The organism is Sphingopyxis sp. Q841 (assembly GCF_052384365.1).
Taxonomy (GTDB): domain Bacteria; phylum Pseudomonadota; class Alphaproteobacteria; order Sphingomonadales; family Sphingomonadaceae; genus Sphingopyxis; species Sphingopyxis terrae_A.
Window position 1 is genome coordinate 665931 of record NZ_JBQSUM010000002.1, and the last position, 23235, is coordinate 689165.

Consider the following 23235-nt stretch of genomic DNA (forward strand, 5'->3'; position numbering starts at 1 on the left):
CCAGCGCGCGAAAGCAGCGGCAAGGGCCGTTTTCACCGCGAGGGCTTGTAATGATACAATGTATCATTATGTGAACCGCGCCACCCTCTGCCGAAAGTCCGATCCATGTGCCTCCCCGCCCGCCCCTCGTTGCGTTCGCGCGCCGCCGACCTGATCGGCGTCGGGCTGTCGCTCGCCTGCCTTGTCCATTGCCTCGCGCTGCCGCTGCTCCTGCTCGCGGCGCCCGCGCTGAGCGCCTGGCTCTCGCTGCCCGAGAGCTTTCATGCGGTGATCCTGCTGCTCGCCGCGCCCGCGGCGGCGCTCGCGCTGGCCGAGGGCCGGCGACACCACCGCCATTGCTATCCCGTCGCCGCGGCACCGATCGGCCTTGCCCTCCTCGCCGCCGGGCTGGCTGCGCACGAAGGCTGGGTCGGCGGCCTCGATCCCGAAACCGGCGACCGCCTGTTCACCACCATGGGCGCGCTCGCCCTCGCCAGCGCACACATCGTCAATTGGCGGTTGCGGCACGCGCAAGGCTGACGCGCGGCGGGCGATTGGCTCGCTTGTCATTGTGTCAATGTCGCTTGACAAGAGCGAATCCCTGTGTCAATGTTCCTTTACTGTTTAACAAGGGAGCTTGACCGATGCCGCCGATTTTCCGTGCTCTTTGCTGGGCCCTCGCCATCATGTGCGTCGCCTTTGCGCATATCCTCGACATCATTCCCGAGAATATCGCGACGATGCTGATCATCGTGCTGCCCGCGATCATGATTGCAACGACGCCGCGCGACGGCCGCGCCTGCGCCAAGCGGACGGCGACCTGAACCGTGGCAAGCGCAACCGAAACCTCCGCCCGGCGTGCCGCAGGATTTTGGGCGATCGCCTTTCTGATCGGCATGTTCGGAACCGCGTGGCTGCTGAAAACGAGCAAGGCCATCGCGGCACCCTGGGGGCTGGCGATCATGATCCTCCCGATGCTGCTGCTGATCCCGATGGTGCGCGCAACCGAGCGCATGCAGCGCGAAACGGGCTGCGCATCGGTCGTCGCCACCCGCTACAACCGCCGGATGCTGGTCGCCTCCTTCGCATATGTGATCGGACTGGGCGGGGCGCTGCTCCTGTTTCGACAGCAGGAGGCAGCCAAGCCTTTCGCCGCGCTGCTCGCGCTGCTGCCGACGCTGCCCGTGTTCGGGATGATCTGGGCGATGGCGCGCTATGTCATCGAGGAGAACGATGAATATCTGCGCGCGCGGACGGTCAACGCGGCGTTGATCGCCACCGGCCTGCTGCTCGCGGTGGCGACTTTCTGGGGCTTCATGACGACCTTCGGCGTTGCGCCGGCGGTGCCGATGTGGACCGCCGTCCCGGTGTGGTGCCTTGGCCTGGGGCTGGGACATTTCATCGGCAAGGTTCGCGGCCTGTGAAGAACCGCCTGAAGGTTCTGCGCGCCGAGCGCGACTGGAGCCAGCAGGACCTGGCCGACCGGCTCGAGGTATCGCGCCAGTCGGTCAACGCGATCGAGACGGGAAAATATGATCCGTCGCTGCCCCTCGCCTTTCGCATCGCCGACCTGTTCGGCCTGCCGATTGAAGCCATATTCCTGAAAGACTGAACCCATGAAACGACTTTCCATCGCCGCGCTGTTCGTCCTCCTGATCGCCACCATCGCACCGCGCGCCAATGCCGCCGAGGCCGGCGCCGGATGCGGTACCGGCCTGCTCGAAGGCAAGCGGATCACGGTCGAGGTCGAAGGCGACGGTCCCGACGTCGTGCTGATCCCAGGCCTTTCCTCGCCGCGCGCGGTCTGGGCGCCCACTGCCGAACGGCTGAAAACGACGCATCGCCTGCACCTTGTCGAGGTGCGCGGATTCGGCGGCGATGCGCCGGGCCTGAATGCCGAGGGCCCGATACTCGAGCCGATGATGCGCGAGATTGCCGACTATATCGACGATTGCATCGTCGATCAGGGACGCCCCGCTCCGGCGGTCATCGGCCATTCGCTCGGCGGCCTGACCGCCATGATGATCGCCGCCCGTGCCCCCAAGGAAGTCGGCCGGCTGATGGTCGTCGACAGCCTGTCCTTCTTCGGCATGTTGTTTGGCCCGACCGCGACCGTCGCGAGCGTCGAGCCGCAGGCCGCCGCGATGCAGACGATGCTCGCCGCAAGGGATAGCGCCGAAGCCGACGAGCGGACGCTGCAGATGATGTCGGCGACCGATGCCGGCCGCGCGCAGGTCAAGGCGTGGACGCAGGCGGCGAACGCGAAGGTCGCGGCGCAGTTGATGTATGACGACATGACCACCGATCTTCGACCCGAGCTGCGCGCGATCGCTGCGCCGTTCACGATGCTCTATCCGCTGGATGCCAGCGTGATGCCCGAAGCGATGGTCGATGGACTCTACAAGGGCGCCTTTACAGCGGCCAAGACCGTGACGCTGAAGCGTATCGACGGCAGCCGCCATTTCATCATGCTCGATCAACCCGAGGCCTTTGCCGACGCGGTCGACAAGTTCCTTTCAGATTAAGTTGATCCTCCCTGTGCTGGCGGCCTGGGGAGGCGGCAGCGGGCTTCGGCTGCCTGGTAGGCGCTCAGCACAAGGTCGGCATATCTCCGGCTGGAACAAGTAAGTGCTCCCCCGCGAGGAGTATCCGGATACCGCCCTTGCCTGCGCCTCGGCCGCTCGCTAGGGCGGCGGCAACCCAAAAGGAGCCGCCAAAATGTTCAAGCGCCTGTTTGTCGATCATCCGAAAAGCGTAGACGAAAATTACGTCGAGCATTTCGGGGTCGCCGCGCGCTTCGGCTTCACGATGATCTGGGGCGGTCTGTGCGCGCTGGTCCACGCGGTCGTGCCCGGCTGGTGCATCACCACCGGCAGCGACACCATCCAGCGGCTCAACAAGATCATGGTCGAACAGCGCCGCGCCAAGGGCCAGGCCGTGGCGCAGATGAACACGGTCGATTGGGTGATCTGACGTCGGTGGGGGCGATCTGGCACCCAAATACCCTTCGCATCGAGCGAAGTCGAGATGCCCCTCGGCCAAGCGTCGCCCCAACGGGTGTCTCGACTTCGCTCGACACGAACGGAATGAGAGGTCGGTTCGATGAGTGAACCCGCAATGCCCGATTATCTGGACCGTCCCGGCCGCCCGCGGCTTGCCTATCGCCATGCCAGCGGCGCGGGGCCGACGATCATTTTCCTGCCCGGCTATATGTCCGACATGGCCGGCGGCAAGGCGACCGCGCTGCTCGAATGGTCGGCGGCCGAAGGGCAGGCCTGCCTGCTGCTCGATTATGCGGGCTGCGGCCTGTCCGACGGACTGTTTTCCGACCAGACGTTGCTCGACTGGCGCGGCGACGTCCTCGACCTGATCGACGCAAAGGTCGAGGGGCCGGTGATCCTTGTCGGATCGTCGATGGGTGGCTGGCTGATGCTGCTTGCGGCGCGCGAACTGGTTGCGCGCGACGGGCCGGCGCGGGTGGCGGGACTGGTCGGCATCGCCGCCGCGCCCGACTTCACCCGCTGGGGTTTCTCGCCGCAAGAAAAGGCGATCATCCTCGCCGAAGGCGCGCTGATCGAAGAAACGCCCTATGGCGATCAGCCCTATGTGACGACGCGCGGCTTCTTCCAGTCAGGAGAGGCGAACTTGTTGCTCGACGGTGAAATCCCCCTCGCCTGTCCGGTGCGACTGCTCCACGGCCAGGAGGATGGCGACGTGCCGCCCGACATCAGCCTGCGCCTTGCCGCGGCGCTTGCCAGCGACGATGTGCAGGTGACGCTGGTCAAGGGCGGCGACCACCGCCTTTCGCGCGATGGCGACATCGCCCTGTTGATCGATACCGTCGCGCGCCTCGCGACCCATCCGGACTGAAGGACAATCATGGCCCGCAGCGACTATAAATTCCATGTGCGCAAACGCGTTCGCTATGCCGAGATCGACGCGCAGCGCGTCGTATTCAACAGCCGCTACCTTGAATATTTCGACATCGGCATCACCGAATATTGGCGCGCGGCGGGTGTATATGATCGCTGGCCCGGCCACGACAGCCCCGAATTCCATGTTGCGCGCGCCGAGATCGACTATCGTGCGCCCATCCTGCTCGACGAGGAAATCGACATCTGCGTGCGCGCGGCGCGGGTCGGGCGCAGTTCGATGGTCTTTCATTTCGAACTGCACGGCGCGGGCGTGGACGATCTGCGCGCGACGGGCGTTCTGGTCAACGTCCATGTCGCCGAAGCGCAGGGCGCGCCGAGCCCGGTCCCCGATGAATTCGTAAATCTGTTCGAAGCGTTTGAAGGTCGCCCGCTTCGTGCCTAATATGGGGGCATGACCAAATATCTCCACACGATGATCCGCGTTTCGGATCCCGACGCCACCATCGACTTCTTCAAGCTGATCGGGCTTGAGGAAGTCCGCCGCTTCGACAGCGAAGCGGGCCGCTTCACGCTGATCTTTCTGGCCCCGCCGGGACAGGCCGGCATTGCCGAGGTCGAACTGACCTATAATTGGCCGCCCGAGGATGGCAGCGCCCCCGAAAGCTATTCGGGTGGGCGCAACTTCGGGCATCTCGCCTATCGCGTCGACAATATTTACGAAACCTGCCAGCGCCTGATGGACGCCGGCGTGACGATCAACCGCCCGCCGCGCGACGGCCATATGGCCTTCGTGCGATCGCCCGACGGCATTTCGGTCGAGCTGTTGCAGGACGGCCATCTGGAACCTGCCGAACCCTGGGCCTCGATGCCCAACACGGGAAGCTGGTAGATCGTGCAACCAAGGCGGCGCGCGCGCGTGTCCGTCTTGGAAGGCATGAGGCCGGCGAGACATAGGAGAAGAGCGTGAGCGCGCTGGAAATCGTCCGCATCCCCGTCCTCAACGACAATTATGTCTGGCTGGTCCACGATCCGGCGAGCTTCGAAACGATGGTCGTCGACCCCGCCGTGGCGGAGCCGGTGCTGGCCGAGGCGGACGCGCGCGGCTGGCCGATCACCGCGATCTGGAACACCCACTGGCACCCTGACCATACGGGCGGCAACGCCGACATCAAGGCAAAGACCGGATGCGAGATCATCGCGCCGGCGGCCGAGCGCGAGCGCATTCCGACCGCCGACCGCCTCGTCGCCGACGGCGACCGGGTCCTGCTCGGCGCGCATGTCGCCGACGTCTGGGCGGTCCCCGCGCACACCGCCGGGCATATCGCCTATCATTTTGCCGGGGACGGCGTGATCTTCGTCGGCGACACATTGTTCGCGATGGGATGCGGGCGCCTGTTCGAAGGCACCGCCGACCAGATGTTCGCGAACATGCAGCGCCTCGCCACCCTCGACGATACGACGCGCGTTTATTGCGCGCACGAATATACGCTGTCGAACGCGCGCTTCGCGGTGACGGTCGATCCCGACAACCGCGCACTGGCAGAGCGCCTGAGCGCGGTCGAAACGGCGCGCGCGCAAGGCATGGCGACGGTGCCGACGACGATCGGCGACGAGCGCGCGACCAACCCCTTTCTGCGCGCGCCCAGCGCAGCGGAACTCGGCCGCATCCGCGCGCTGAAGGACGCGGCCTGACATGGGTTGCTTCAGCCCTCGTTCAGCGTCCGTCCGCCAAACAACGCCCGTCAGGATCCCTATGATGACCATGCCCCGTTTTGCCCTTTGCACCGTACTGATCGGCGCCGCCGCCTCGCTTGCCGGCTGTGCGCCGTCGGGAAGCGGCACCCCCGGTGCCGCAGCGCTGACGCCCAAGCAGGCGGCGACGCTCGACAAGCAGCTCGCGGGCAAGACGCCCGGCACCCCGGTTAGATGCCTGCCCAATTACCGGACGTCGGACACCATTCGCGTGTCGGACGACATCCTGCTCTATCGATCGGGGCGCAATCTGGTTTACCGCAACACGCTGAAGGGCAGTTGCCCCGGCCTCGCGCGCGACAGCGATATCATGGTCGTGCGCCAGTTCGGATCGTCGACCTGCGAAGGCGACTTCTTTTACCTGGTTGATCGCAGCAGCGGCATTCGCGGTCCGACATGCGTTTTTGGCGAATTCGTCCCCTATCGCAAACCGGCGGGGGACGGCGGCTGAACCAAAGGTTCGGTCACAGGCGGGGTTCCGGTTTGCGCCGAGCTTTTCGGGTCGCGCCCCCGCCTGTATCCTGACGCGAACCTACCCCTTGTAGAGCGCCGCGATCTTGTCCTCATAGACCTTGCGCAGGATGTGGCGGCGGATCTTCATCGACGGGGTCATCTGTTCATTCTCGATCGTGAAGGGTTCGTCGGCAAAGTCGAACTTGCGTACTTTCTCGATCACCGAAAGCTGGCCGTTGACGCGGTCGACCGCCTCGCGGATCGCGGTGCGGAATTTTTCATGCTCGCGCAGCAGTTTCAGATCCTTGGGCAGCCCTTCGACCTCGGCCCATTCGGCCATCCATTCGGGATCGGGCACCAATATGCCGACGAGGTGCGGGCGCTTGTCGCCATAGACCATCGCCTGCAGGATTTCGGGCTGGAGCGTCAGCATCCCTTCGACCCGCTGCGGCGAGACATTGTCGCCCTTGTCGTTGACGATCAGATCCTTCTTGCGATCGGTGATGACGATGCGGCCCTGATCGTCGATATGGCCGATGTCGCCGGTATGGAGCCATGGCCCCTTGTCGGGTTCGGCCGGATCGGGAACGAGGACGCGTGCCGTTTCCTCCTTGTTGCGCCAATAGCCCTTCATGACGAGTTCGCCGCGGACGCAGATTTCCCCGTCGTCGGCGATCCGCACTTCGGTGTTCATCAGTGGCGGGCCGACGGTGTCCATCTTGAGGCCGACCGAGGGACGGTTGCAGCTGATCACCGGCCCCGCCTCGGTCTGCCCATAGCCCTGAAGCAGCGTCAGGCCGATCGAGTGGAAGAAAACGCCGATTTCGGGGTTGAGCGGCGCACCGCCCGAAACGAGCGCTTTCATCCGGCCGCCGAAGCGCTGCTGGATCTTGGGGCGGAACAGCTTGTTGAGGATGAGGTCGACCGGGCGGTCGAGCACGCCGAGGCGGCGCTCATAATCCTTTTCGCCGACGCGCAGCGCCTGGCTGAGCATCCAGTTCGCAAGCTTGCCCTGCTTTTCGACCGACTTGATCATCCGGGCGCGGATCACTTCGAACAGCCGCGGGACGACGACCATGATCGTCGGCTTCGTTTCCTCGATGTTCGAGACGAGCTTTTCGAGGCCCTCGCTGTAATAGATTTGCGCGCCGACCATGATCGGCAGGAACTGCCCGCCCGAATGCTCATAGGCATGGCTCAGGGGCAGGAAGGAGAGGAACACCTCTTCGTCGCCGATTCCGAAATCATTGACCAGCACCTCGGCCGCGCCCGCCGCATTGTGCAGGATCGCGCCATGATGCTGCATCACTCCGCGCGGCGCGCCGCCGGTGCCGCTGGTGTAGATAAGGCAGGCGGTATCATCGCGCGTCATCGCGAGCCCGCGCGCCTTCGCGTCCGCCAGATGCGCCTCGCCGCCTTCGACCAGCGGCGCCCAGTCGTGGACCGCCACCTCGCCCTGCTGGCCGACGCGCAGGCTTTCCATGCTGATGACGATATGCGCGTCGGACCGCATTACCGCGGGCATCAGGGTGCGCGCGAGCTTTGCGGTCGAGACGATGACGGCGCGCGCGCCGCTGTTGTCGAGGATATGCTGGTGATCGCGTTCGGTGTTCGTGGTGTAGGTCGGCACGGTGATGCACCCCGCCGCCATGATGGCGAGATCGGCGATGCAGAATTCGGGCCGGTTTTCGCTGACGAGGACGACGCGGTCGCCCTCCTTCAGCCCCAGCGCGCGCAGATTATGCGCGAGCGCGGCGACCTGGTTCGCAACCTGCCGCCAGCTCAGCGGTTGCCACGCGCGATCGGCCTTGTGCCAGAGAAAGGGGCTTTCGCCGCCCCGTTCGGCACGGTCGAAAAACATCGCGACCAGACTGGGAAAATGGTCGAGATGCGGGTTGTCCAGCTTCATGCCTCTCGCTCTCCTCGGGAGGTTATTGTCGTTGGGTCGTTCTTAGGGTGAACGGCGTTCCGGTTGAAGCCCCCTTCCGGGTCAGTTCTGGGCCGGGGCGCCATCGACCGACGAGGTGCCGGGCCCGCGCGGGTCGGCGGCGCCGCGCCAGCCATCGCCGACGCGTTCGATCGCGTTGAGCTTCGAGCCCAGATCGGTCGGCGTGAAGCTGTAGCCAAAGGGCTTCATCTTCGCCGCGATCGCCTTGCCGAGATCGTCATTCTCGATCAGCACGCCCTGCTGGCCGAAGAAGATATTGGGCAGTTCCATCGCGTCCTGCGCGCTGAGGCCCCAGTCGAGGACGCCGATCAGCGTCTTGGTCACATGCATGATGATCCGCTTGCCGCCCGCCGAGCCGACCGCGAGGATCACCTTGCCGTCGGGCCCATAGACGATCGTCGGCGACATCGAGGAAAGCGGCCGCTTGCCCGCTTCGACGCGGTTGGCGGTCGGCTGCCCGTCCTTGACCGGCACGAAGTCGAAATCGGTGAGTTCATTGTTGAGGAAATAGCCGTTGGCGATGAGCTGGCTGCCGAAGATGCTTTCGACGGTCGAGGTCATCGAGACGACATTGCCGTCCTTGTCGGCGACGACGAAATGCGTCGTGCCATGTTCGGGAATCGGCGGCGCGGCAGCGCGCGGCTTCGCGCCCGGCGGCGTGCCGGGTTCATAATGGCCAGCGGCGCCATAGGGCGAGATGAGCTGGCGGCGTTCGGCCAGATAGCCTTTGTCGAGCAGGCCTTTCACCGGCACATCGACGAAATCGGCGTCGCCGAGATAGGCCGCGCGGTCGGCATAGGCGAGTTGCATCGCTTCGGCCAGCAGGTGCCAGCTCATCGGATTATCCTTGCCCATCGCCTTCATGTCATAACCCTCGAGCATGCCGAGGATGCCGAAGACGGTCGTCGCGCCCGACGAGGGCGGCCCCATGCCGCACACTTTGTAGATGCGATAGGTGGTGCAGACCGCCGGGCGTTCCTTCGCCTGATAGGCGGCGAGATCCTTGAGCGTGAGCTGCGCCTGATTGCGCGGCGCCTTGGCCACCGCGTCGCTGATCGCCTTGGCATTGGCGCCCGCATAAAAGGCTTCGGGGCCGCGCGCCGCAATGTCGCGCAGGATGGCGGCATAGGCGGGGTTCCGGATCACGGTGCCGACGGGCGCGGGTTTGCCGTCGACATAATAGATGGCGCGGGCGGCCGGGAAATCCTTCCACACCGGCTGGAATTGCTCGAGCCAGGTGTAGAGCGCGGGCGTGACCTTATACCCGTCCTCGGCCAGTTTGATCGCGGGCTGGAACAGCGCCTTCCATTCGAGCTTGCCCCATTTCTTGTGCGCCATTTCCATCAGGCGGACATTGCCCGGAACGCCGACCGACAAGCCGCCCGGCACGACGTCCATGAAGCCGCGCGGCTTGCCGTCGGGGCCGAGGAAGCGGTCGCCCTTCGCCGCCGCCGGCGCCTTTTCGCGGCCGTCGATGGTCGAGATGCTGTCGTCCTTGGCATTGTGATAGACCATGAAGCCGCCGCCGCCGATGCCGCTCGATTGCGGTTCGACGAGGGTGAGCACCGCGACCATGGCAATCGCGGCGTCAGCCGCCGATCCGCCCTGATGCAATATCTCTCGCCCCGCCTCGGTCGCGCGCGGGTCGGCCGACGAGGTGACGCCCTGCGCCGCGGCAAGCGACGGAACGGCAAGGACGAAGAGGCTGAAGACAGCAAAGAGTCGTTTAAGCATGGGCGCGACATTGGCGCGGGGGTCTGTCGAGTGCAAGCCCTGTTCCCCCCGCCCGTCTCCCCTCGCCCGTCGGCGCGAGCGCGTCAGGCGTCGGCGCCCACCGCGTCGCTCACCCGCGCAAAGCCGTCGCGCGCGGCGCGAGCTTCGAGGCCGTGCGCGATGCGTGCGGCCAGCCCCGGCCCTTCGAACACCATCGCCGAATAGATCTGGATCAGGCTGGCGCCTGCGCGGATGCGCGCCCAGGCCTGATCGGCATTGGCGATACCGCCGACGCCGATCAGCGGCACTGTTCCGCCGCTTGCCCGGCGAAAGTCGCGCAGGCGCTGCAGCGCAAGATCGTGAAGCGGCGCGCCCGATAGCCCCCCCGCTTCGTCCGCGTGGCGCGAGGCGAGCGGCGGGCGCGTGATCGTGGTGTTCGACACGATGATCGCGGCGAGGCGCTTGTCGATCGCCACCGCGACGATATCGTCGATGTCGGCGGGTTCGAGATCGGGCGCAACCTTCAGGAAGACGGGCTTGGCCGCTCCCGCGGGCTGCGCCGCCGCGACGCCGTCGAGCAGCGCCTCGAGCGCGCCGCGATCCTGCAAGGCACGCAGGCCCGGCGTGTTGGGTGAAGAAATATTGACGGTCAGATAGTCGGCGAGCGGCGCCATGGCCGCCGTGCCCTTCGCATAGTCGGCGATACGGTCGGCGCTGTCCTTGTTCGCGCCGATATTGATGCCGAGCGGCACCGGCAGGCCGTAGCGGCGCAGGCAGGCGATGCGGTCGGCCGCCTTTGCCTGTCCGCCGTTGTTGAAGCCCATGCGGTTGACCACCGCGCGGTCCTCGACCAGCCGGAACAGTCGCGGGCGCGGATTGCCGTCCTGCGGCAACGGGGTGAGCGTCCCGACCTCGACAAAGCCGAAACCGAAATGGGGCATCGCATGCGCCACGCGCGCATCCTTGTCGAAGCCGGGGGCGAGGCCCACCGGATTCGGGAAGTGCAGCCCCGCCAGTTCGGTCGCCAGCACGGGGCTGGTCAGCGCGCGGCGTGCGCGCGGCAAGGGCTGCAACGCGGCGAGCGTCAGATTATGCGCCGCCTCGCCATCGGTCGCGTGAACGACGGGGCGGACAAGGCCGTAGGCGGCATCGGCGGCGGAGGCAAAAAGCGACATGCCCCCGCCATTGCGCCGGGGCGGCGGCTATGGCAAGCCCCCTGCCGATCAGCCGGAAATCGTTGCAAAATGAGGGGCCTTGCCGGACCCTCAGTCAGCCGGCCAACAGAGGGAGACATTTGTGTCGCATCGCCGTTTCGCCGCCCGCCCGTCCACAGCGATCCTGTCCACCGCGCTTGTGCTGCTGGCAACAGCGGGCTGCACGCCGGCGACCGTGGCGACCGCACCGCAATCGCCCGCGGCGAGCGCACCGGCCGGCGCCGACCTCGCGCAATTCTTCGACAATTATGACGAGGCGCAACTGTCGCTGAGCCCGCAAGGCAAGGCCTATCGCGGCATCCGCGACGCCGATTACGGCAAGTGGAACGACCCGAGCGACGATGCCGAGGTTGCCAGCCACACACTGCAACAGGCGACCGCCGCCGCGATGCGCGCGAGCTTCGACCCCGCGAAACTGTCGCCGGAGGAGGCGCTGTCCTTCGAGCTGTTCAACGCGCAGGCGGCGCGCGCAGAGCGGCTGTTCCCGTTCCGCGACGATGAATATATCTTCGACCAGATGAACGGCGCGCAGAGCCAGATGCCCGCCTTTCTGATCAATATCCACCGCGTTGCCAATGTTGCCGAAGCCGAAGCCTATGTGGAGCGCATTCGCGGCATGGGTCCGGTGCTCGACGCGCTGTCGGCCGAATCGGCGCGGCGCGCCAAAAAGGGCGTCCAGCCGCCCAAGTGGGTCTATGCCTATGTCATCAGCGACATCGAAAATCTGATGAAGCCGGACAATGCGGTGATCGAGGATATCGGCGCAAAGGTCGGCAAGCTCGACATCGACGCCGGCGAAAAGACACGGCTGACCGATGCCGCGAAGGCGGCATGGGCCGAAAGCGCGGGCCCCGCCTATGGCCGGCTGCTCGCCGAAATGAAGCGCCAGCAGGCGGTCGCGCCGACGCAGGACGGCATCTGGCGCCTGCCCGACGGCAAAGCCTATTATGCAGCGCTGCTCGCCAATTACACGACCACCGACATGAGCGCGGCGCAGATCCACGCGCTAGGCCTCTCCGAAGTCGCGCGTATCCACGGCGAGATGAAGAAGATCATGGCGCAGGTGGGCTTCAAAGGGACTTTGCGCGAGTTTTTCGAGCATCTGCGCACCAGCCCGCAATATTATTATACGACCCGCGAGGATTATCTGGCCGATGTCGATGCCAAGGTGAAGGCGATGGAGGCGCGGCTGCCCGCCTTCTTCCATACGCTGCCCAAGGCGCACCTGCAGGTGAAAGCGGTCGAAGCGTTCCGCGAAAAGTCGGCGGGCAAAGCCTTTTACCAGTCGCCCTCGCCCGACGGATCGCGGCCCGGCACCTATTATGTGAACCTCTATGACCTGCGCGACATGTCGAAGACCGAGCTCGAGGCGCTCGCCTATCATGAGGGTATTCCGGGACACCACCTGCAGCGCGCGGTGCAGACCGAACTGACCGGCCTGCCGCCCTTCCGCCGTTTCGGCGGCTTCACCGCCTATACCGAGGGCTGGGGCCTCTATTCGGAGGAACTCGCCAAGGACATGGGCTTTTACACCGACCCCTACAGTGACTTCGGGCGGCTCGGCATGGAATTGTGGCGCGCGTGCCGCCTCGTCGTCGACACCGGCATTCACGACAAGCGCTGGAGCCGCGAGCAGGCGATCCAGTATCTCAAGGACAATACGCCCAACCCCGACGGCGACATCGAAAAGGCGATCGAACGCTATATCGTCTATCCGGGGCAGGCGACCGCCTATCTGATCGGCAAGCTCAAGATCATGGAACTCAGGACGCGCGCGCAGGCGGCGCTCGGCGACCGTTTCGACTATCGCGACTTCCATGACGTGGTGCTCAAATCGGGGCCGGTGCCGCTCGACATCCTTGAGCGCCGCGTCGATGCCTGGATCGCCGCCAGCCGTTGATAGTGCGAATCAAAATTGCGCCTTGACGCAGCCGGGCGTTCTGAAATTATGGCGGGGAAGCAAAAGGCGGCAACAAAGCCACCGAAGGGTCGGTCTCGTCATGTCGGATACGTCAGCCTCATCCGGGCAGATGAGCGGCGAGCAGCCGTTCGAGCTGCACTATTTTCCGCCCGATCCCGATCTGGCGGACATGGTGTCGAGCTTTTACTGTGCGCGCATCAACATGCCGCGCTTCGACGAATATGAGCGCGCCGACCGCCCGCAGTTTCGCTTCATCACCGTCGCCGACGGCGAATATGTCTTTTCGGACGGGCACAGCAGCACGGTACGGCGCGCCAATATCGTCGGGCCGACGAGCGGGCGCGTCCGCGCGATCAGCAACCGCCCGACGCGCATCTTTGGCTTCGGCATGCTGCCCGCCGGCTGGGCCGCGCTGATGGGCAGCCATGGCGAGAAACTGACCGACCGCGCGATCGACGCGGCCGATCTGTTCGGCGACTGGATCAACGAGGTCGCCGACGCGATACTGGGCGCCGCGAACGACGAAGAGCGGCTGATTATCGGTAATAATTTCGTCCGCGCGGTGCTGAAACAGACCGAGGCGCCCGCGATGTGGTTCATCCGCACCGTCGATGAATGGCTGACGCGATCGGCGTCGCCGCAGGTGCATGACCTGGTCGAAGCAACCGGCATGTCGATCCGCTCGGTCGAGCGGATGACCAAACATTATTACGGCCTGTCGCCGCGCATGCTGGCGCGCAAATATCGCGCCGTGCGCGCCGCGGCGGCACTGGCGCGCGGCGAGACACTCGACCAGGCGCAGCTTGGCGACGCCTTTTACGACCAGTCGCACCTGATCCGCGAGATCAAGCGCTTTGCCGGGGCAACCCCGGGACAGCTCGGCAAGCCCACGCTTTATACCGAGGCGACGACGAAGGGCCGCAAACAGCTTGCGGGCAAGGTCAGCCCGATCGTTTCCGAAACCTGAGTCCATTCGCCCTGCCCCACGACGGGACGGTCTTTTTCGGCGCCGAGCGACGATTTGGCGTTTTGATACAATCGCGAATCAGGCCCGCGACCTATCCGGAACCTGCGACCCAGAAGAGCTCTTCCTTTGACGAGGACTGAGACCTTCATCTCGGCACTCATTCGGCTCCGGCTGGATGGGTGCCTTTTTTTATTGCCGGTCCGCGACCTTGCGCCTAGGGCGCTCAGCGACTATCTAATTGGAACGAATTACTCCAATTAAGAATCGTTCGCAGTTCCGCCGGAAAGAGCCATGCGCCTGTCCAACCTTGCCGATTATGCCGTCGTGCTGATGAGCGCCGCCGCGCGCCAGTGCGGATCGGTACCGCTGCATGCGGCGATGCTGGCCGAACAGACGGGCATTCCCGGCCCGACGGCGCAGAAGCTGGTGAGCGGGCTCGCCCGCGCCGGCCTGCTGGTGTCGACGCGGGGCACTGGCGGCGGCGTACGCCTCGCGCGGCCCGCAGCGGCGATCAGCATCGCCGATATTATCGAAGCCGTCGAAGGCCCGATCGCCCTCACCACCTGCGTCGAGGACGGTCGCCACGATTGCGCGCTCGAAGGCAATTGCCGCGTCAAGCCGCATTGGGGCGTCGTCAACAATGCCGTGCGCGGCGCGCTGGCACAGATCAGCCTCGCGAGCCTGAGCGGTGCCCCCGCGCCGGGCGCTGGACGTCCGGGCGGCAGCGCCGGATTGCCCCCTCCAACGGCTCCCGCCTTCGCGGGAGCGACGAGATAAGATTATGACCGATAACAGCGAAACCCCCGTCAAGGATCAGGCAGCCCGCGACGCCGCGCTGCGCGTTGCCGACTATGAGCATGGCTGGTCCTCGGCGATCGAGACCGACTTCGCGCCCAAGGGGCTCACCGAGGATACGGTACGTTTCATCAGCGCCAAGAAGAACGAGCCCGAATGGATGCTCGACTGGCGGCTGAAGGCGTTTCGCCACTGGCAGACGATGGAGACGCCCGACTGGGCGAAACTCAACGTGCCGCCGATCGACTATCAAGACGCGTACTATTATGCAGCGCCGAAGGCGAAACCGAAGCTCGCGAGCCTCGATGAGGTCGATCCCGAGATTCTCGAGGTCTACAAGAAGCTCGGCATCCCGATCGAGGAGCAGAAGGTGCTCGCGGGCGTCGAGGGCGCGCGCAAGGTCGCGGTCGATGCGGTGTTCGACAGCGTCAGCGTCGCGACGACCTTCCGCGAGGAATTGAAGCGCGCGGGCGTGATCTTCCTGTCGATCAGCGAAGCCATCCGCGAATATCCCGAGCTGGTGAAGAAGTGGCTCGGCAAGGTCGTGCCGATGCACGACAATTATTTTGCGACGCTCAATTGCGCGGTCTTCTCGGACGGGACGTTCGTCTACGTTCCCGAGGGCGTGCGCTGCCCGATGGAGCTCAGCACCTATTTCCGCATCAATGCCGAGAATACAGGGCAGTTCGAACGCACCCTGATCGTCGCCGACAAGGGCGCGTACGTCTCCTATCTCGAAGGCTGCACCGCGCCGATGCGCGACGAGAACCAGCTCCACGCCGCGGTGGTCGAACTGGTCGCGCTCGACGATGCCGAGATCAAGTATTCGACGGTGCAGAACTGGTACCCCGGCAATGCCGAGGGGCTGGGCGGCATCTATAATTTCGTCACCAAGCGCGCGCTGTGCCAAGGCAAGCGCAGCAAGGTGTCGTGGACGCAGGTCGAAACCGGCAGCGCGATCACGTGGAAATATCCGAGCTGCGTGCTCAACGGCGACGACAGCGTCGGCGAATTTTACTCGGTGGCGGTCACGAACAATTTCCAGCAGGCCGACACCGGCACCAAGATGATCCACAATGGCAAGCGCACGCGCTCGACCATCGTTTCGAAGGGGATCAGCGCGGGCAAGTCGAACAACACCTATCGCGGCCTCGTCCGCGTCGCGCCCAATGCCGAAGGGGTGCGCAACTTCACCCAGTGCGACAGCCTGCTGCTGGGCGACCAGTGCGGCGCGCACACCGTCCCCTATATCGAAGTCCGCAACCCGACCGCGACCGTCGAGCATGAAGCGACGACGAGCAAGATCAGCGACGACCAACTCTTCTACGCGATGCAGCGCGGACTGGGGCAGGAAGAAGCCGTGGCGCTGATCGTCAACGGCTTCGCCAAGGAAGTGCTGCAGCAACTGCCGATGGAATTTGCCGTCGAAGCGCAGAAACTGCTCGGAATCAGCCTTGAGGGGAGCGTGGGGTGAGTTGGTGGCGCTATCTTCTGGCTGTCGCCATTCTAATCGTGCTCGGCTATTGGCTTTTCGGCCTTTGGTTAATGTCCGTTCTCGGCGACGGCATCCCGTGGACTGGAATGGTCGATGGGACTGTGCATCTTGGCGCCCTTTTTAGAGTCTATGGCCTTCCGTTGTTCGCTTTCGGGCTATTCCGGCTGGCAACACACTCTCCAAAACTTAGAGAAACCGATGCTCAATATTGATAACCTCCACGCCACCGTCGCGGACAAGCCGATCCTGAAAGGCCTGTCGCTCGCCATCAATGCGGGCGAGATCCATGCGATCATGGGGCCTAATGGCGCGGGCAAGTCGACGCTCTCCTATGTCCTCGGCGGGCGGCCGGGGTATGAAGTCACCGAGGGTTCGGCGACCTTCGACGGACAGGATCTGCTCGATATGGACCCGCACGAGCGCGCCGCCGCTGGCCTGTTCCTTGGCTTCCAGTATCCTGTCGAAATCCCCGGCGTGTCGAACGTCCAGTTCCTGCGCGAAAGCCTGAACGCCCAGCGCAAGGCGCGTGGCGAGGAACCGCTGTCGGGCGGCGATTTCCTGAAGCTGGCGCGCGAGAAGGCAGGGCTGCTCAAGATGGACATGGACATGCTCAAGCGCCCCGTGAACGTCGGCTTTTCGGGCGGCGAGAAGAAGCGCAACGAGATGGTGCAGATGGGCATCCTCGACCCCAAGCTCGCGATCCTCGACGAGACCGACAGCGGCCTCGACATCGACGCGCTGCGCATCGTCGGCGACGGGATCAACGCGATCATGCGGCGCCCCGACAAGGCGGTGCTGCTGATCACCCATTATCAGCGCCTGCTCGACTATGTGCGGCCCGATTTCGTCCACGTCCTCGCCGGCGGCCGAATCGTCAAATCGGGCGGGCCCGAACTCGCGCTTGAGCTCGAACGCGAAGGCTATGCGGAGATCGCGGCGTGAGCATCCATACGCCCCTTTCCTTTCTTCGTCATGCCGGACTTGATCCGGCATCCATGACCGCGTGGACCCCGGATCAAGTCCGGGGTGATGAAGTGTGGGAGGTCGCCGAGTGACGACCACCGCCCTTCCCACCCGGCGCGACGAAGCGTGGCGCTACAGCGACATCGACGCGGTGACCGAGGCGTGGCCGTTGCCCGCGCCCGAAAGCATCATGGTGCCCGCGGGCGGCGACTTCAAGCGTGCGATCGTGCAGGATGCAGGCGCGATCCATCAGATCGAGATGAGCGTCGGCAAGGGCGCGACAGCGTCGCTGCATGTGCTCAACATTGGCGGCGCCTATGGGCGTATCGAACTCGCGGTGACGTTGCACGAGGGCGCCGACTTCAATCTCGGCGCGGCGCAGATCGGCGGGGGTGCACAGACGCTCGAGATCGTCACTACCGTCACCCACGCCCAACCCGGCGCGACGTCGCGGCAAATGGTGCGTTCGGTCCTCGGCGGTACCGCGACGGGCACCTATCTCGGAAAGGTTGCCGTCGCGCGCGACGCGCAGCAGACCGACAGCGAACAGGATGTGAAGGCGATGCTGCTCGAGCGCAGCGCAACCGCCAATGCCAAGCCCGAACTCGAAATCTTCGCCGACGACGTCAAATGTGCGCACGGCTGTGCGATCGGCGAACTCGACGCGATGAGCCTCTATTATCTCCAGTCGCGCGGACTGCCCCCGGCCGAGGCGAAGAAGATCTTGCTGCAGGCTTTCGTGGCTGGCGTTTTCGACGGCGCCGAGGATGAGGAAAAGCTGCAAGCGCTCGCGCTCACGAAATTGGGGGAATTGGTGTGAGCAATCCCTCCTCCCCGTTCGCATCGAGCGAAGTCGAGATGCCCATCGGTCATGCGCGCCCTCACGGTGTCTCGACTTCGCTCGACACGAACGGGATTAGAAATCAGTTTCCCGGCCTGACGCCCGGCTGGCACTATCTCGACACCGCCGCGACCGCGCAAAAGCCGCAGGCGGTGATCGACGCGACGGTAAACGCGATGGGCCGCGATTATGCGACCGTGCACCGCGGCGTCTATGCGCGCTCGGCCGACATGACGCTCGCCTATGAGGCGGCACGGCGGCGGATCGCAGGGTTCATCGGCGCGAAGGAGGATCAGATCGCCTTCGTGCGCGGCGCGACCGAGGCGATCAATCTGGTCGCTTATTCGCACCCTAAGAAGGGGCGCGTGCTGCTCTCCACGCTCGAGCATCACAGCAATATCGTGCCCTGGCAGCTCGCGGGCTGGCAGGTCGATGTCTGCCCGCTGACCGCCGACGGCTGCATCGACTTGGACGCCGCCGAAAAGCTGCTGACCCCCGATCACACTATGGTCGCCTTTGCCCATGTATCGAACGTGCTCGGCAGCCCGCTCGACGCCGCGCGCGCCGCGGATCTTGCGCATCGCTTCGGTGCCGAACTGCTGATCGATGGGTGCCAGGCCGTGCCGCGCCTGCCTGTCGATGTCGCGGCGCTCGGCTGCGACTATTATGCCTTCTCGGGGCACAAGCTTTACGGACCGACCGGCATCGGCGTGCTGTGGAGCAACAAGCTCGACGCGCTGCCGCCCTGGCAGGGTGGCGGGTCGATGATCGACCGGGTCACGTTCGAAAGGACGACCTACGCACCCGCCCCGACGCGTTTCGAAGCCGGCACGCCCGCGATTGTCGAGGCACTGGGGCTCGCGGCGGCGGTGGATTATGTCGAAGCGATCGGTGTCGAGGCGATCCACGCGCATGAATGTGCGCTGGTCGGCAGTTTGCGCGAGCAGCTCGCCCGCAAGAACAGTATCACGCTGTTCGGCCCCGACAGCAGCGCCGGGATCGTCAGTTTCGCGATGGCGGGGGTTCATCCGCACGACATCGGCACTATCTTGGACAAAAGCGGGGTCGCGATCCGCGCCGGGCATCATTGCGCGCAGCCGCTGATGGCGCATCTGGGCGTACCGGCGACCGCCCGCGCGAGCTTCGGGCTCTACAGCAATGCAGACGATGTGACGGCGCTGGTCGAAGGATTGGCGCGCGTCGAGAGGATTTTCGGATGAGCGAAGAAAACAGCATCAGGATCGAGGAAGTGGAAAGCGTCGCGCCGCCGCCCAAGGCGCGCGTCGAGGATGCCGAAACCGCGCCCGAGAAGCTGGAGCGCAAGCGCGATTATCTGGAGGGCTTTCTGGCCGCCAAGCCCGCCGCGGTCGATCCGCACGGCGTCGGCGGCGACCTGTACGAAGCCGTCGTCGCGGCGCTCAAGGATATTTACGATCCGGAAATTCCGGTGAATATCTATGACCTTGGCCTGATCTACAATGTCGAGATCGACGAAGGCCATGTCGTCGTCACCATGACGTTGACCACCCCGCACTGCCCCGTCGCCGAATCGATGCCTGGCGAGGTCGAGTTGCGCGTCGGCGCGGTGCCCGGCGTCGGCGATGCTGAAGTGAACCTTGTCTGGGATCCGCCCTGGTCGCCCGCCAATATGAGCGACGAGGCGCGGCTCGAATTGGGAATGCTGTGATGACTGAAGCCAAGACACCCGAGAAGACGCGGACAGCCCGCCCCGCCGCCGTCACGCTGACGCCCGGCGCCGAAGCGCGCATCGCAAAGCTGATGGCGGCCGCGCCCGACGGCGCGATCGGGGTCAGGCTGTCGACGCCGCGGCGCGGCTGTTCAGGCCTTGCCTATTCGGTCGACTATGTGACCGAAGAGCAGAAATTCGACGAGAAGATCGAAACGCCCGGCGGCGTGTTTTACATCGACGGCGCATCGGTGCTCTATCTGATCGGCAGCACCATGGACTGGGTAGAGGATGATTTCGCAGCGGGTTTCGTATTCGAGAACCCCAACGCCAAGGGCGCGTGCGGCTGCGGCGAGAGCTTTACGGTCTGACGGTCGATCTTAGGGTCAGGGACCCTAGCGGCAGACCGTCCACCCCGCCGTCCGCGCCGCCATATCGAGGTGGAAATGGTCGGCGTGCGCCCGATTATAATCGGGCGACAGCAGCGTACTGAACAGCCCGCACGACCGATCGCGCACCGCGTGCAGGAAAGCTCCTTTCGCACCGCGATCGTCCCAGTCGGCACGCAGCGCCACACGCGTCCCGTCAGCAAGGATGAAGGCCGAAATGTCGATTGCATTGGCGGTCGAATGTTCGCTTTGCGCCCGTCGCCCGGCAATTTTGCGGCAATTATAGCTGCCCAGATTTTCAAGGCCGACAACCTTCTGTCCGAAATGATCCTGCGCCGCGGGCTGAACCACATCGCGCGTCCATAGCGCCAGCGCCGCGGTCATGGCGCAGCCGGGTGCGGCGTTCGCGGGACGCATCGAGGGGACAAGGCGATTGCCGGCGAGGATCATGCGCTGGCTCGCAAGGCATTGCCCCTCGCCGACCGCAGGGCGCCGCGCGTATCGCTCGCCCGCGCGGTCGAACACCGCAAAACAGGCCTCATCCTCGCCCGCCAGCCGCACGAGCTTACGATGCGTTGCCCAGCCCCTCGGCTGCGCGAGGTCGAAGGGCGCAAAGGGATCATGTTCGGGATGCGCGCGCAGCCACATCATCGCGCGAATTGCAACGATGCTGAGCAAAATCATCACGCAGAAGCGGACAAGGTAGGTGCGGAAAGCTGTCACTACCGCAGGGTGGGGCACCGCGCCCTGCGGAGCAAGATCAGAGCGGGTCGAAGGTGACCGTCAGCCCGTCTTTCGGGCGCGGGATCGGCCACATGTGCCAGTCGGGGGCATAGCCGTCGGCGATACGGATGCGATGCGTCGTCAGCACATGGTGGAAGAAGATTTTCGCCTGCATATAGGCGAAGTGCAGCCCCAGACACATATGCGCGCCGCCGCCGAAAGGAACCCATGCATATTTGTGGCGACCCCGCACCGCTTCGGGCGCGAAGCGCAGCGGGTCGAAGCGTTCGGGGTCCGGCCAATATTCGGCCATCATATGCGTATAGCTCGGGTTGATCCCGACATTGGTGCCGGCGGGAATATGGTAGCCGCCGAATTCGAAATCCCGGAGCGCGCGGCGCGGGATGGCGGGCACCGGCGGGATCAGTCGCAACGCTTCCTTGAACGCCATTTCGGTCAGTTCAAGCTCGCCGAGGCTGTTGTGCCCTACACCCTCGCCCGCCGGCGCGACGGACAGCATTTCGTCGCGCAGCCGGTCCTGCCATTCGGGATGCCGGGCGAGCAGCCAGACGAGCGAGGTGATCGAACTGGTGATGGTGTCATGCGCCGCCATCATCAGGAAGTTCATGTGGTCGACGATCGCCTCGACGCTGAGATATTCGCCGTCATCGTCCTTGGCGTGACAGATTTGGGTGAAAATATCCTCGCCTTCCGATGCCCGGCGTTCGGGCACCAGTCGCGTGAAATAATCGACGAGGAATTTGCGCCCGGCGACCCCGCGGCCCATGGCGGTGAAGGGCATCGGCACGCGTATGATGCCGATCGACGCCTGCACCATGTCGACGAACGCCTTGTTGATCCGTTCCGCCTCCGGCCCCCAGGGGATGCCGAGAAAGCTCGTCGCGGCCAGGTCGAGCGTCAGCTGTTTGATCGCCGGATAGAATTTGAAGCTCTTGCCGCTCCATGCGCCGATGCGGCTGCCGATACCCTCGTTCAGTGCGCCGGCATAATGCCGCATCGGTTCGGGCTTGAAGGCGACCGACAGCGTCTTGCGGTCGGCGCGATGCTTTTCGAAGTCCATCAGCATCAAGCCGCGCGGGAACAGGAGGTTGAGCACCGGCCCCCACCCCTGTTCGGACGAGAAGATCTTTTCGCGATCGAACAGGACAAGCTCGTTCGCTTCGGGCCCGACGAGCGACACGCCGCGGCCGCCGAAGCTTTTGGCGCGATAGACCTTGCCGTGCTGCGCGACCATGCGGTTGGTGAAGCCGACCGGATCCTTGAGCTGCGCCAGCGTCGTGCCGAGCACGGGAATCCCGTCGTCGCCGGGAATATGATCGAGCGCGGTCTCCGCGTTACGCGGCATCCAGTGCGCGGTCTCGGGTCCGAAGCGGCGTTCCGACCATTCGATCGTCGTGGGGGCATTCATCGCGGCAAATCCTTCATTTTGTCCGATGTCGGCGCAGACTATCGGCTTACTGACATTGTTGCAAGTAAGTCTTATTCCGGCGGCGGCGACCATTCACCGCAAATTCAACTCGCTTCGTGCAGTTTCGATTCCGATATGGCGCCTCCATCGCGGCGCCAAGGAAGGATGGCATCATGCCCAACAGCCTCAAAAAGCCCCTCTCCCTCGCGCTCGGCGCTCTCGCCACCGCGACGCTCGGCGGCTGCTACTATGACGGCGATCTCTATGGCCCGAGCTATGCCTCGGCGGGGGTCTGCGCGAACGACTATTATGATTATGATCCCTATGCCTATTCGGACGGCTATGGCTACGACTGTTACGATCCGACCGACTATAGCGGCGGCTTCGTCCAGATCGGTTTCGGCGGCGGCTGGTACGACAATTATTATTACCCCGGCTACGGCATGTGGATGTTCGACAATTATCGCAACCGCTACCCGCTGCGCGGCCAGTATCTGAACTATTGGGGCGGGCGCCGCGCCTGGTGGAAGCATCGCGGCGACCGCGGCGACGGCCACTGGCAAGGCCGCCCGCCGTCGAGCGGCGGCGATCACGGTGGACGCCCCCATCGCCCCGGCGGTTGGCAGGGGCATGATCGGGACGGCGACGGCCAGCATGGCCAGCATGGGACGCGCCCGCCCGGCGGTCGGCCCGGCGCCGGTACCCCGCCGACCAGCGGCAACCCCGGACGCCCCGATCGCGGTCCGGGCGTCATCCGCCCGCGTCCGCCGGTGGGCAGCCCCCCGACGACAGAGCCTGGCGATCAATTCACTGTACCGCGGCGCCCCGCGGGTGGCCCGGGTGTAATCCGCACGCGACCGGCGCCTACGGGCGAATGGACAGGAAGCAGGCAACGCTCGTCTCCGGTTGTGACCGCGCCGCCTGCCAACCGCACGACCCCGGCTCCGCAGCGACCTTCACCTGCCTTGCGGACGCCGCCCCCGCGGCCGCCTGCGGTAAGCGCACCGCCGCCGACGCGTCCCACAGGCGATGCACCGCGCCGGAGCCGTGGCGACCGGTCCGGACACGTTCGCGAAAACTGACCGATGCCG

General features: G+C 65.0%; 26 protein-coding genes. 21 read left to right on the plus strand and 5 right to left on the minus strand.

Annotation, left to right across the window (positions count from 1 at the left end; genetic code table 11):
* Positions 1 to 105 precede the first annotated feature (105 nt).
* The 11 genes from ACT17R_RS13505 to ACT17R_RS13555 all read left to right on the plus strand — a co-directional run bounded on the left by ACT17R_RS13505 (position 106) and on the right by ACT17R_RS13555 (position 6057).
* Entirely contained in the window at positions 106 to 519 is a 414-nt protein-coding gene (locus tag ACT17R_RS13505; protein ID WP_444809608.1) for a MerC family mercury resistance protein, read from the plus strand.
* Positions 520 to 623: 104 nt separating this feature from the next.
* Complete coding sequence (locus ACT17R_RS13510; RefSeq protein WP_202988257.1) at positions 624 to 803, plus strand: hypothetical protein; 180 nt, start codon at positions 624 to 626, stop codon at positions 801 to 803.
* Positions 804 to 806: 3 nt separating this feature from the next.
* Positions 807 to 1403: a hypothetical protein gene (locus ACT17R_RS13515; RefSeq protein ID WP_234179470.1), complete on the plus strand. Its 597-nt coding sequence runs from the start codon at positions 807 to 809 to the stop codon at positions 1401 to 1403.
* Positions 1400 to 1591, plus strand: coding sequence for a helix-turn-helix transcriptional regulator (locus ACT17R_RS13520; protein WP_011541000.1), 192 nt, complete (start codon positions 1400 to 1402; stop codon positions 1589 to 1591). The genes ACT17R_RS13515 and ACT17R_RS13520 overlap by 4 nt, the downstream gene beginning before the upstream one ends.
* Positions 1592 to 1595: 4 nt before the next feature.
* Positions 1596 to 2504 carry an alpha/beta fold hydrolase gene (locus ACT17R_RS13525; protein WP_062902046.1) on the plus strand — a complete coding sequence of 303 codons (909 nt, stop codon included), beginning with the start codon at positions 1596 to 1598 and terminating at the stop codon, positions 2502 to 2504.
* A 193-nt stretch (positions 2505 to 2697) separates the two neighbouring features.
* A complete protein-coding gene (locus ACT17R_RS13530; protein WP_062902045.1) occupies positions 2698 to 2952 on the plus strand; it encodes a DUF6356 family protein in 255 nt (84 codons plus the stop codon).
* Positions 2953 to 3081: 129 nt separating this feature from the next.
* Positions 3082 to 3849 carry an alpha/beta fold hydrolase gene (locus ACT17R_RS13535; RefSeq protein ID WP_062902044.1) on the plus strand — a complete coding sequence of 256 codons (768 nt, stop codon included), beginning with the start codon at positions 3082 to 3084 and terminating at the stop codon, positions 3847 to 3849.
* 9 nt (positions 3850 to 3858) lie between these two features.
* Positions 3859 to 4296 carry an acyl-CoA thioesterase gene (locus ACT17R_RS13540; RefSeq protein ID WP_058813425.1) on the plus strand — a complete coding sequence of 146 codons (438 nt, stop codon included), beginning with the start codon at positions 3859 to 3861 and terminating at the stop codon, positions 4294 to 4296.
* 9 nt (positions 4297 to 4305) lie between these two features.
* The gene (locus ACT17R_RS13545) at positions 4306 to 4743 is read left to right on the plus strand and encodes a VOC family protein (RefSeq protein ID WP_062902043.1); all 438 of its coding nucleotides are present in this window, start codon (positions 4306 to 4308) and stop codon (positions 4741 to 4743) included.
* A 74-nt stretch (positions 4744 to 4817) separates the two neighbouring features.
* Positions 4818 to 5546 (plus strand): hydroxyacylglutathione hydrolase, encoded by a 729-nt coding sequence (gene gloB, locus ACT17R_RS13550; RefSeq protein ID WP_062902042.1) that lies wholly within the window; start codon positions 4818 to 4820, stop codon positions 5544 to 5546.
* Positions 5547 to 5607: 61 nt separating this feature from the next.
* Complete coding sequence (locus ACT17R_RS13555; protein WP_062902041.1) at positions 5608 to 6057, plus strand: hypothetical protein; 450 nt, start codon at positions 5608 to 5610, stop codon at positions 6055 to 6057.
* An 81-nt stretch (positions 6058 to 6138) separates the two neighbouring features.
* Here ACT17R_RS13555 and ACT17R_RS13560 read toward each other — a convergent pair whose 3' ends face one another.
* The 3 genes from ACT17R_RS13560 to ACT17R_RS13570 all read right to left on the minus strand — a co-directional run bounded on the left by ACT17R_RS13560 (position 6139) and on the right by ACT17R_RS13570 (position 10895).
* Positions 6139 to 7968: an AMP-dependent synthetase/ligase gene (locus ACT17R_RS13560; protein WP_062902040.1), complete on the minus strand. Its 1830-nt coding sequence runs from the start codon at positions 7966 to 7968 to the stop codon at positions 6139 to 6141.
* An 81-nt stretch (positions 7969 to 8049) separates the two neighbouring features.
* Complete coding sequence (gene ggt, locus ACT17R_RS13565) at positions 8050 to 9741, minus strand: gamma-glutamyltransferase (RefSeq protein WP_062902039.1); 1692 nt, start codon at positions 9739 to 9741, stop codon at positions 8050 to 8052.
* A gap of 83 nt (positions 9742 to 9824) precedes the next feature.
* On the minus strand, positions 9825 to 10895 hold the full coding sequence (locus tag ACT17R_RS13570) for a quinone-dependent dihydroorotate dehydrogenase (RefSeq protein WP_062902038.1): 1071 nt from the start codon (positions 10893 to 10895) through the stop codon (positions 9825 to 9827).
* A 121-nt stretch (positions 10896 to 11016) separates the two neighbouring features.
* Between ACT17R_RS13570 and ACT17R_RS13575 the strand changes: the two genes are divergently transcribed.
* From ACT17R_RS13575 to ACT17R_RS13615, 9 genes are all read left to right on the plus strand, one after another.
* A complete protein-coding gene (locus ACT17R_RS13575; protein ID WP_062902037.1) occupies positions 11017 to 12834 on the plus strand; it encodes a DUF885 domain-containing protein in 1818 nt (605 codons plus the stop codon).
* 130 nt (positions 12835 to 12964) lie between these two features.
* Positions 12965 to 13822: a helix-turn-helix domain-containing protein gene (locus ACT17R_RS13580; protein ID WP_003047907.1), complete on the plus strand. Its 858-nt coding sequence runs from the start codon at positions 12965 to 12967 to the stop codon at positions 13820 to 13822.
* 291 nt (positions 13823 to 14113) lie between these two features.
* Positions 14114 to 14599, plus strand: a complete 486-nt coding sequence (locus ACT17R_RS13585; RefSeq protein WP_062902036.1) for an SUF system Fe-S cluster assembly regulator — start codon at positions 14114 to 14116, stop codon at positions 14597 to 14599.
* Positions 14600 to 14603: 4 nt separating this feature from the next.
* Entirely contained in the window at positions 14604 to 16091 is a 1488-nt protein-coding gene (gene sufB / locus ACT17R_RS13590; RefSeq protein WP_062902035.1) for a Fe-S cluster assembly protein SufB, read from the plus strand.
* 219 nt (positions 16092 to 16310) lie between these two features.
* Positions 16311 to 17054 (plus strand): Fe-S cluster assembly ATPase SufC, encoded by a 744-nt coding sequence (sufC, locus tag ACT17R_RS13595; RefSeq protein WP_062902034.1) that lies wholly within the window; start codon positions 16311 to 16313, stop codon positions 17052 to 17054.
* Between the two features lie 109 nt (positions 17055 to 17163).
* Positions 17164 to 17895, plus strand: coding sequence for a SufD family Fe-S cluster assembly protein (locus tag ACT17R_RS13600; RefSeq protein ID WP_062902033.1), 732 nt, complete (start codon positions 17164 to 17166; stop codon positions 17893 to 17895).
* 38 nt (positions 17896 to 17933) lie between these two features.
* A complete protein-coding gene (locus ACT17R_RS13605) occupies positions 17934 to 19136 on the plus strand; it encodes an aminotransferase class V-fold PLP-dependent enzyme (protein WP_444809758.1) in 1203 nt (400 codons plus the stop codon).
* Complete coding sequence (locus ACT17R_RS13610) at positions 19133 to 19603, plus strand: SUF system Fe-S cluster assembly protein (RefSeq protein WP_062902032.1); 471 nt, start codon at positions 19133 to 19135, stop codon at positions 19601 to 19603. Before ACT17R_RS13605 ends, ACT17R_RS13610 begins: the two co-directional genes overlap by 4 nt.
* Positions 19603 to 19974, plus strand: a complete 372-nt coding sequence (locus tag ACT17R_RS13615; protein ID WP_058812758.1) for a HesB/IscA family protein — start codon at positions 19603 to 19605, stop codon at positions 19972 to 19974. Before ACT17R_RS13610 ends, ACT17R_RS13615 begins: the two co-directional genes overlap by 1 nt.
* Before the next feature lie 24 nt (positions 19975 to 19998).
* Here ACT17R_RS13615 and ACT17R_RS13620 read toward each other — a convergent pair whose 3' ends face one another.
* Positions 19999 to 20715 (minus strand): extensin-like domain-containing protein, encoded by a 717-nt coding sequence (locus tag ACT17R_RS13620; RefSeq protein WP_234179457.1) that lies wholly within the window; start codon positions 20713 to 20715, stop codon positions 19999 to 20001.
* 37 nt (positions 20716 to 20752) lie between these two features.
* Positions 20753 to 22144 (minus strand): cytochrome P450, encoded by a 1392-nt coding sequence (locus tag ACT17R_RS13625; RefSeq protein WP_062903147.1) that lies wholly within the window; start codon positions 22142 to 22144, stop codon positions 20753 to 20755.
* A 173-nt stretch (positions 22145 to 22317) separates the two neighbouring features.
* On the opposite strand from ACT17R_RS13625, the gene ACT17R_RS13630 reads away from it, so the two are divergent.
* Positions 22318 to 23226 (plus strand): hypothetical protein, encoded by a 909-nt coding sequence (locus ACT17R_RS13630; RefSeq protein WP_234179452.1) that lies wholly within the window; start codon positions 22318 to 22320, stop codon positions 23224 to 23226.
* Positions 23227 to 23235 lie beyond the last annotated feature (9 nt).

Coding starts and splice junctions, on each gene's coding strand:
- ACT17R_RS13505 (WP_444809608.1), top strand. CDS start 106: ATGTGCCTCCCCGCCCGCCCCTCGTTGCGTTCGCGCGCCGCCGACCTG.
- ACT17R_RS13510 (WP_202988257.1), top strand. CDS start 624: ATGCCGCCGATTTTCCGTGCTCTTTGCTGGGCCCTCGCCATCATGTGC.
- ACT17R_RS13525 (WP_062902046.1), top strand. CDS start 1,596: ATGAAACGACTTTCCATCGCCGCGCTGTTCGTCCTCCTGATCGCCACC.
- ACT17R_RS13530 (WP_062902045.1), top strand. CDS start 2,698: ATGTTCAAGCGCCTGTTTGTCGATCATCCGAAAAGCGTAGACGAAAAT.
- ACT17R_RS13535 (WP_062902044.1), top strand. CDS start 3,082: ATGAGTGAACCCGCAATGCCCGATTATCTGGACCGTCCCGGCCGCCCG.
- ACT17R_RS13540 (WP_058813425.1), top strand. CDS start 3,859: ATGGCCCGCAGCGACTATAAATTCCATGTGCGCAAACGCGTTCGCTAT.
- ACT17R_RS13545 (WP_062902043.1), top strand. CDS start 4,306: ATGACCAAATATCTCCACACGATGATCCGCGTTTCGGATCCCGACGCC.
- ACT17R_RS13555 (WP_062902041.1), top strand. CDS start 5,608: ATGATGACCATGCCCCGTTTTGCCCTTTGCACCGTACTGATCGGCGCC.
- ACT17R_RS13560 (WP_062902040.1), bottom strand. CDS start 7,968: ATGAAGCTGGACAACCCGCATCTCGACCATTTTCCCAGTCTGGTCGCG.
- ggt (WP_062902039.1), bottom strand. CDS start 9,741: ATGCTTAAACGACTCTTTGCTGTCTTCAGCCTCTTCGTCCTTGCCGTT.
- ACT17R_RS13570 (WP_062902038.1), bottom strand. CDS start 10,895: ATGTCGCTTTTTGCCTCCGCCGCCGATGCCGCCTACGGCCTTGTCCGC.
- ACT17R_RS13580 (WP_003047907.1), top strand. CDS start 12,965: ATGAGCGGCGAGCAGCCGTTCGAGCTGCACTATTTTCCGCCCGATCCC.
- ACT17R_RS13585 (WP_062902036.1), top strand. CDS start 14,114: ATGCGCCTGTCCAACCTTGCCGATTATGCCGTCGTGCTGATGAGCGCC.
- sufB (WP_062902035.1), top strand. CDS start 14,604: ATGACCGATAACAGCGAAACCCCCGTCAAGGATCAGGCAGCCCGCGAC.
- sufC (WP_062902034.1), top strand. CDS start 16,311: ATGCTCAATATTGATAACCTCCACGCCACCGTCGCGGACAAGCCGATC.
- ACT17R_RS13605 (WP_444809758.1), top strand. CDS start 17,934: ATGCCCATCGGTCATGCGCGCCCTCACGGTGTCTCGACTTCGCTCGAC.
- ACT17R_RS13610 (WP_062902032.1), top strand. CDS start 19,133: ATGAGCGAAGAAAACAGCATCAGGATCGAGGAAGTGGAAAGCGTCGCG.
- ACT17R_RS13615 (WP_058812758.1), top strand. CDS start 19,603: ATGACTGAAGCCAAGACACCCGAGAAGACGCGGACAGCCCGCCCCGCC.
- ACT17R_RS13625 (WP_062903147.1), bottom strand. CDS start 22,144: ATGAATGCCCCCACGACGATCGAATGGTCGGAACGCCGCTTCGGACCC.
- ACT17R_RS13630 (WP_234179452.1), top strand. CDS start 22,318: ATGCCCAACAGCCTCAAAAAGCCCCTCTCCCTCGCGCTCGGCGCTCTC.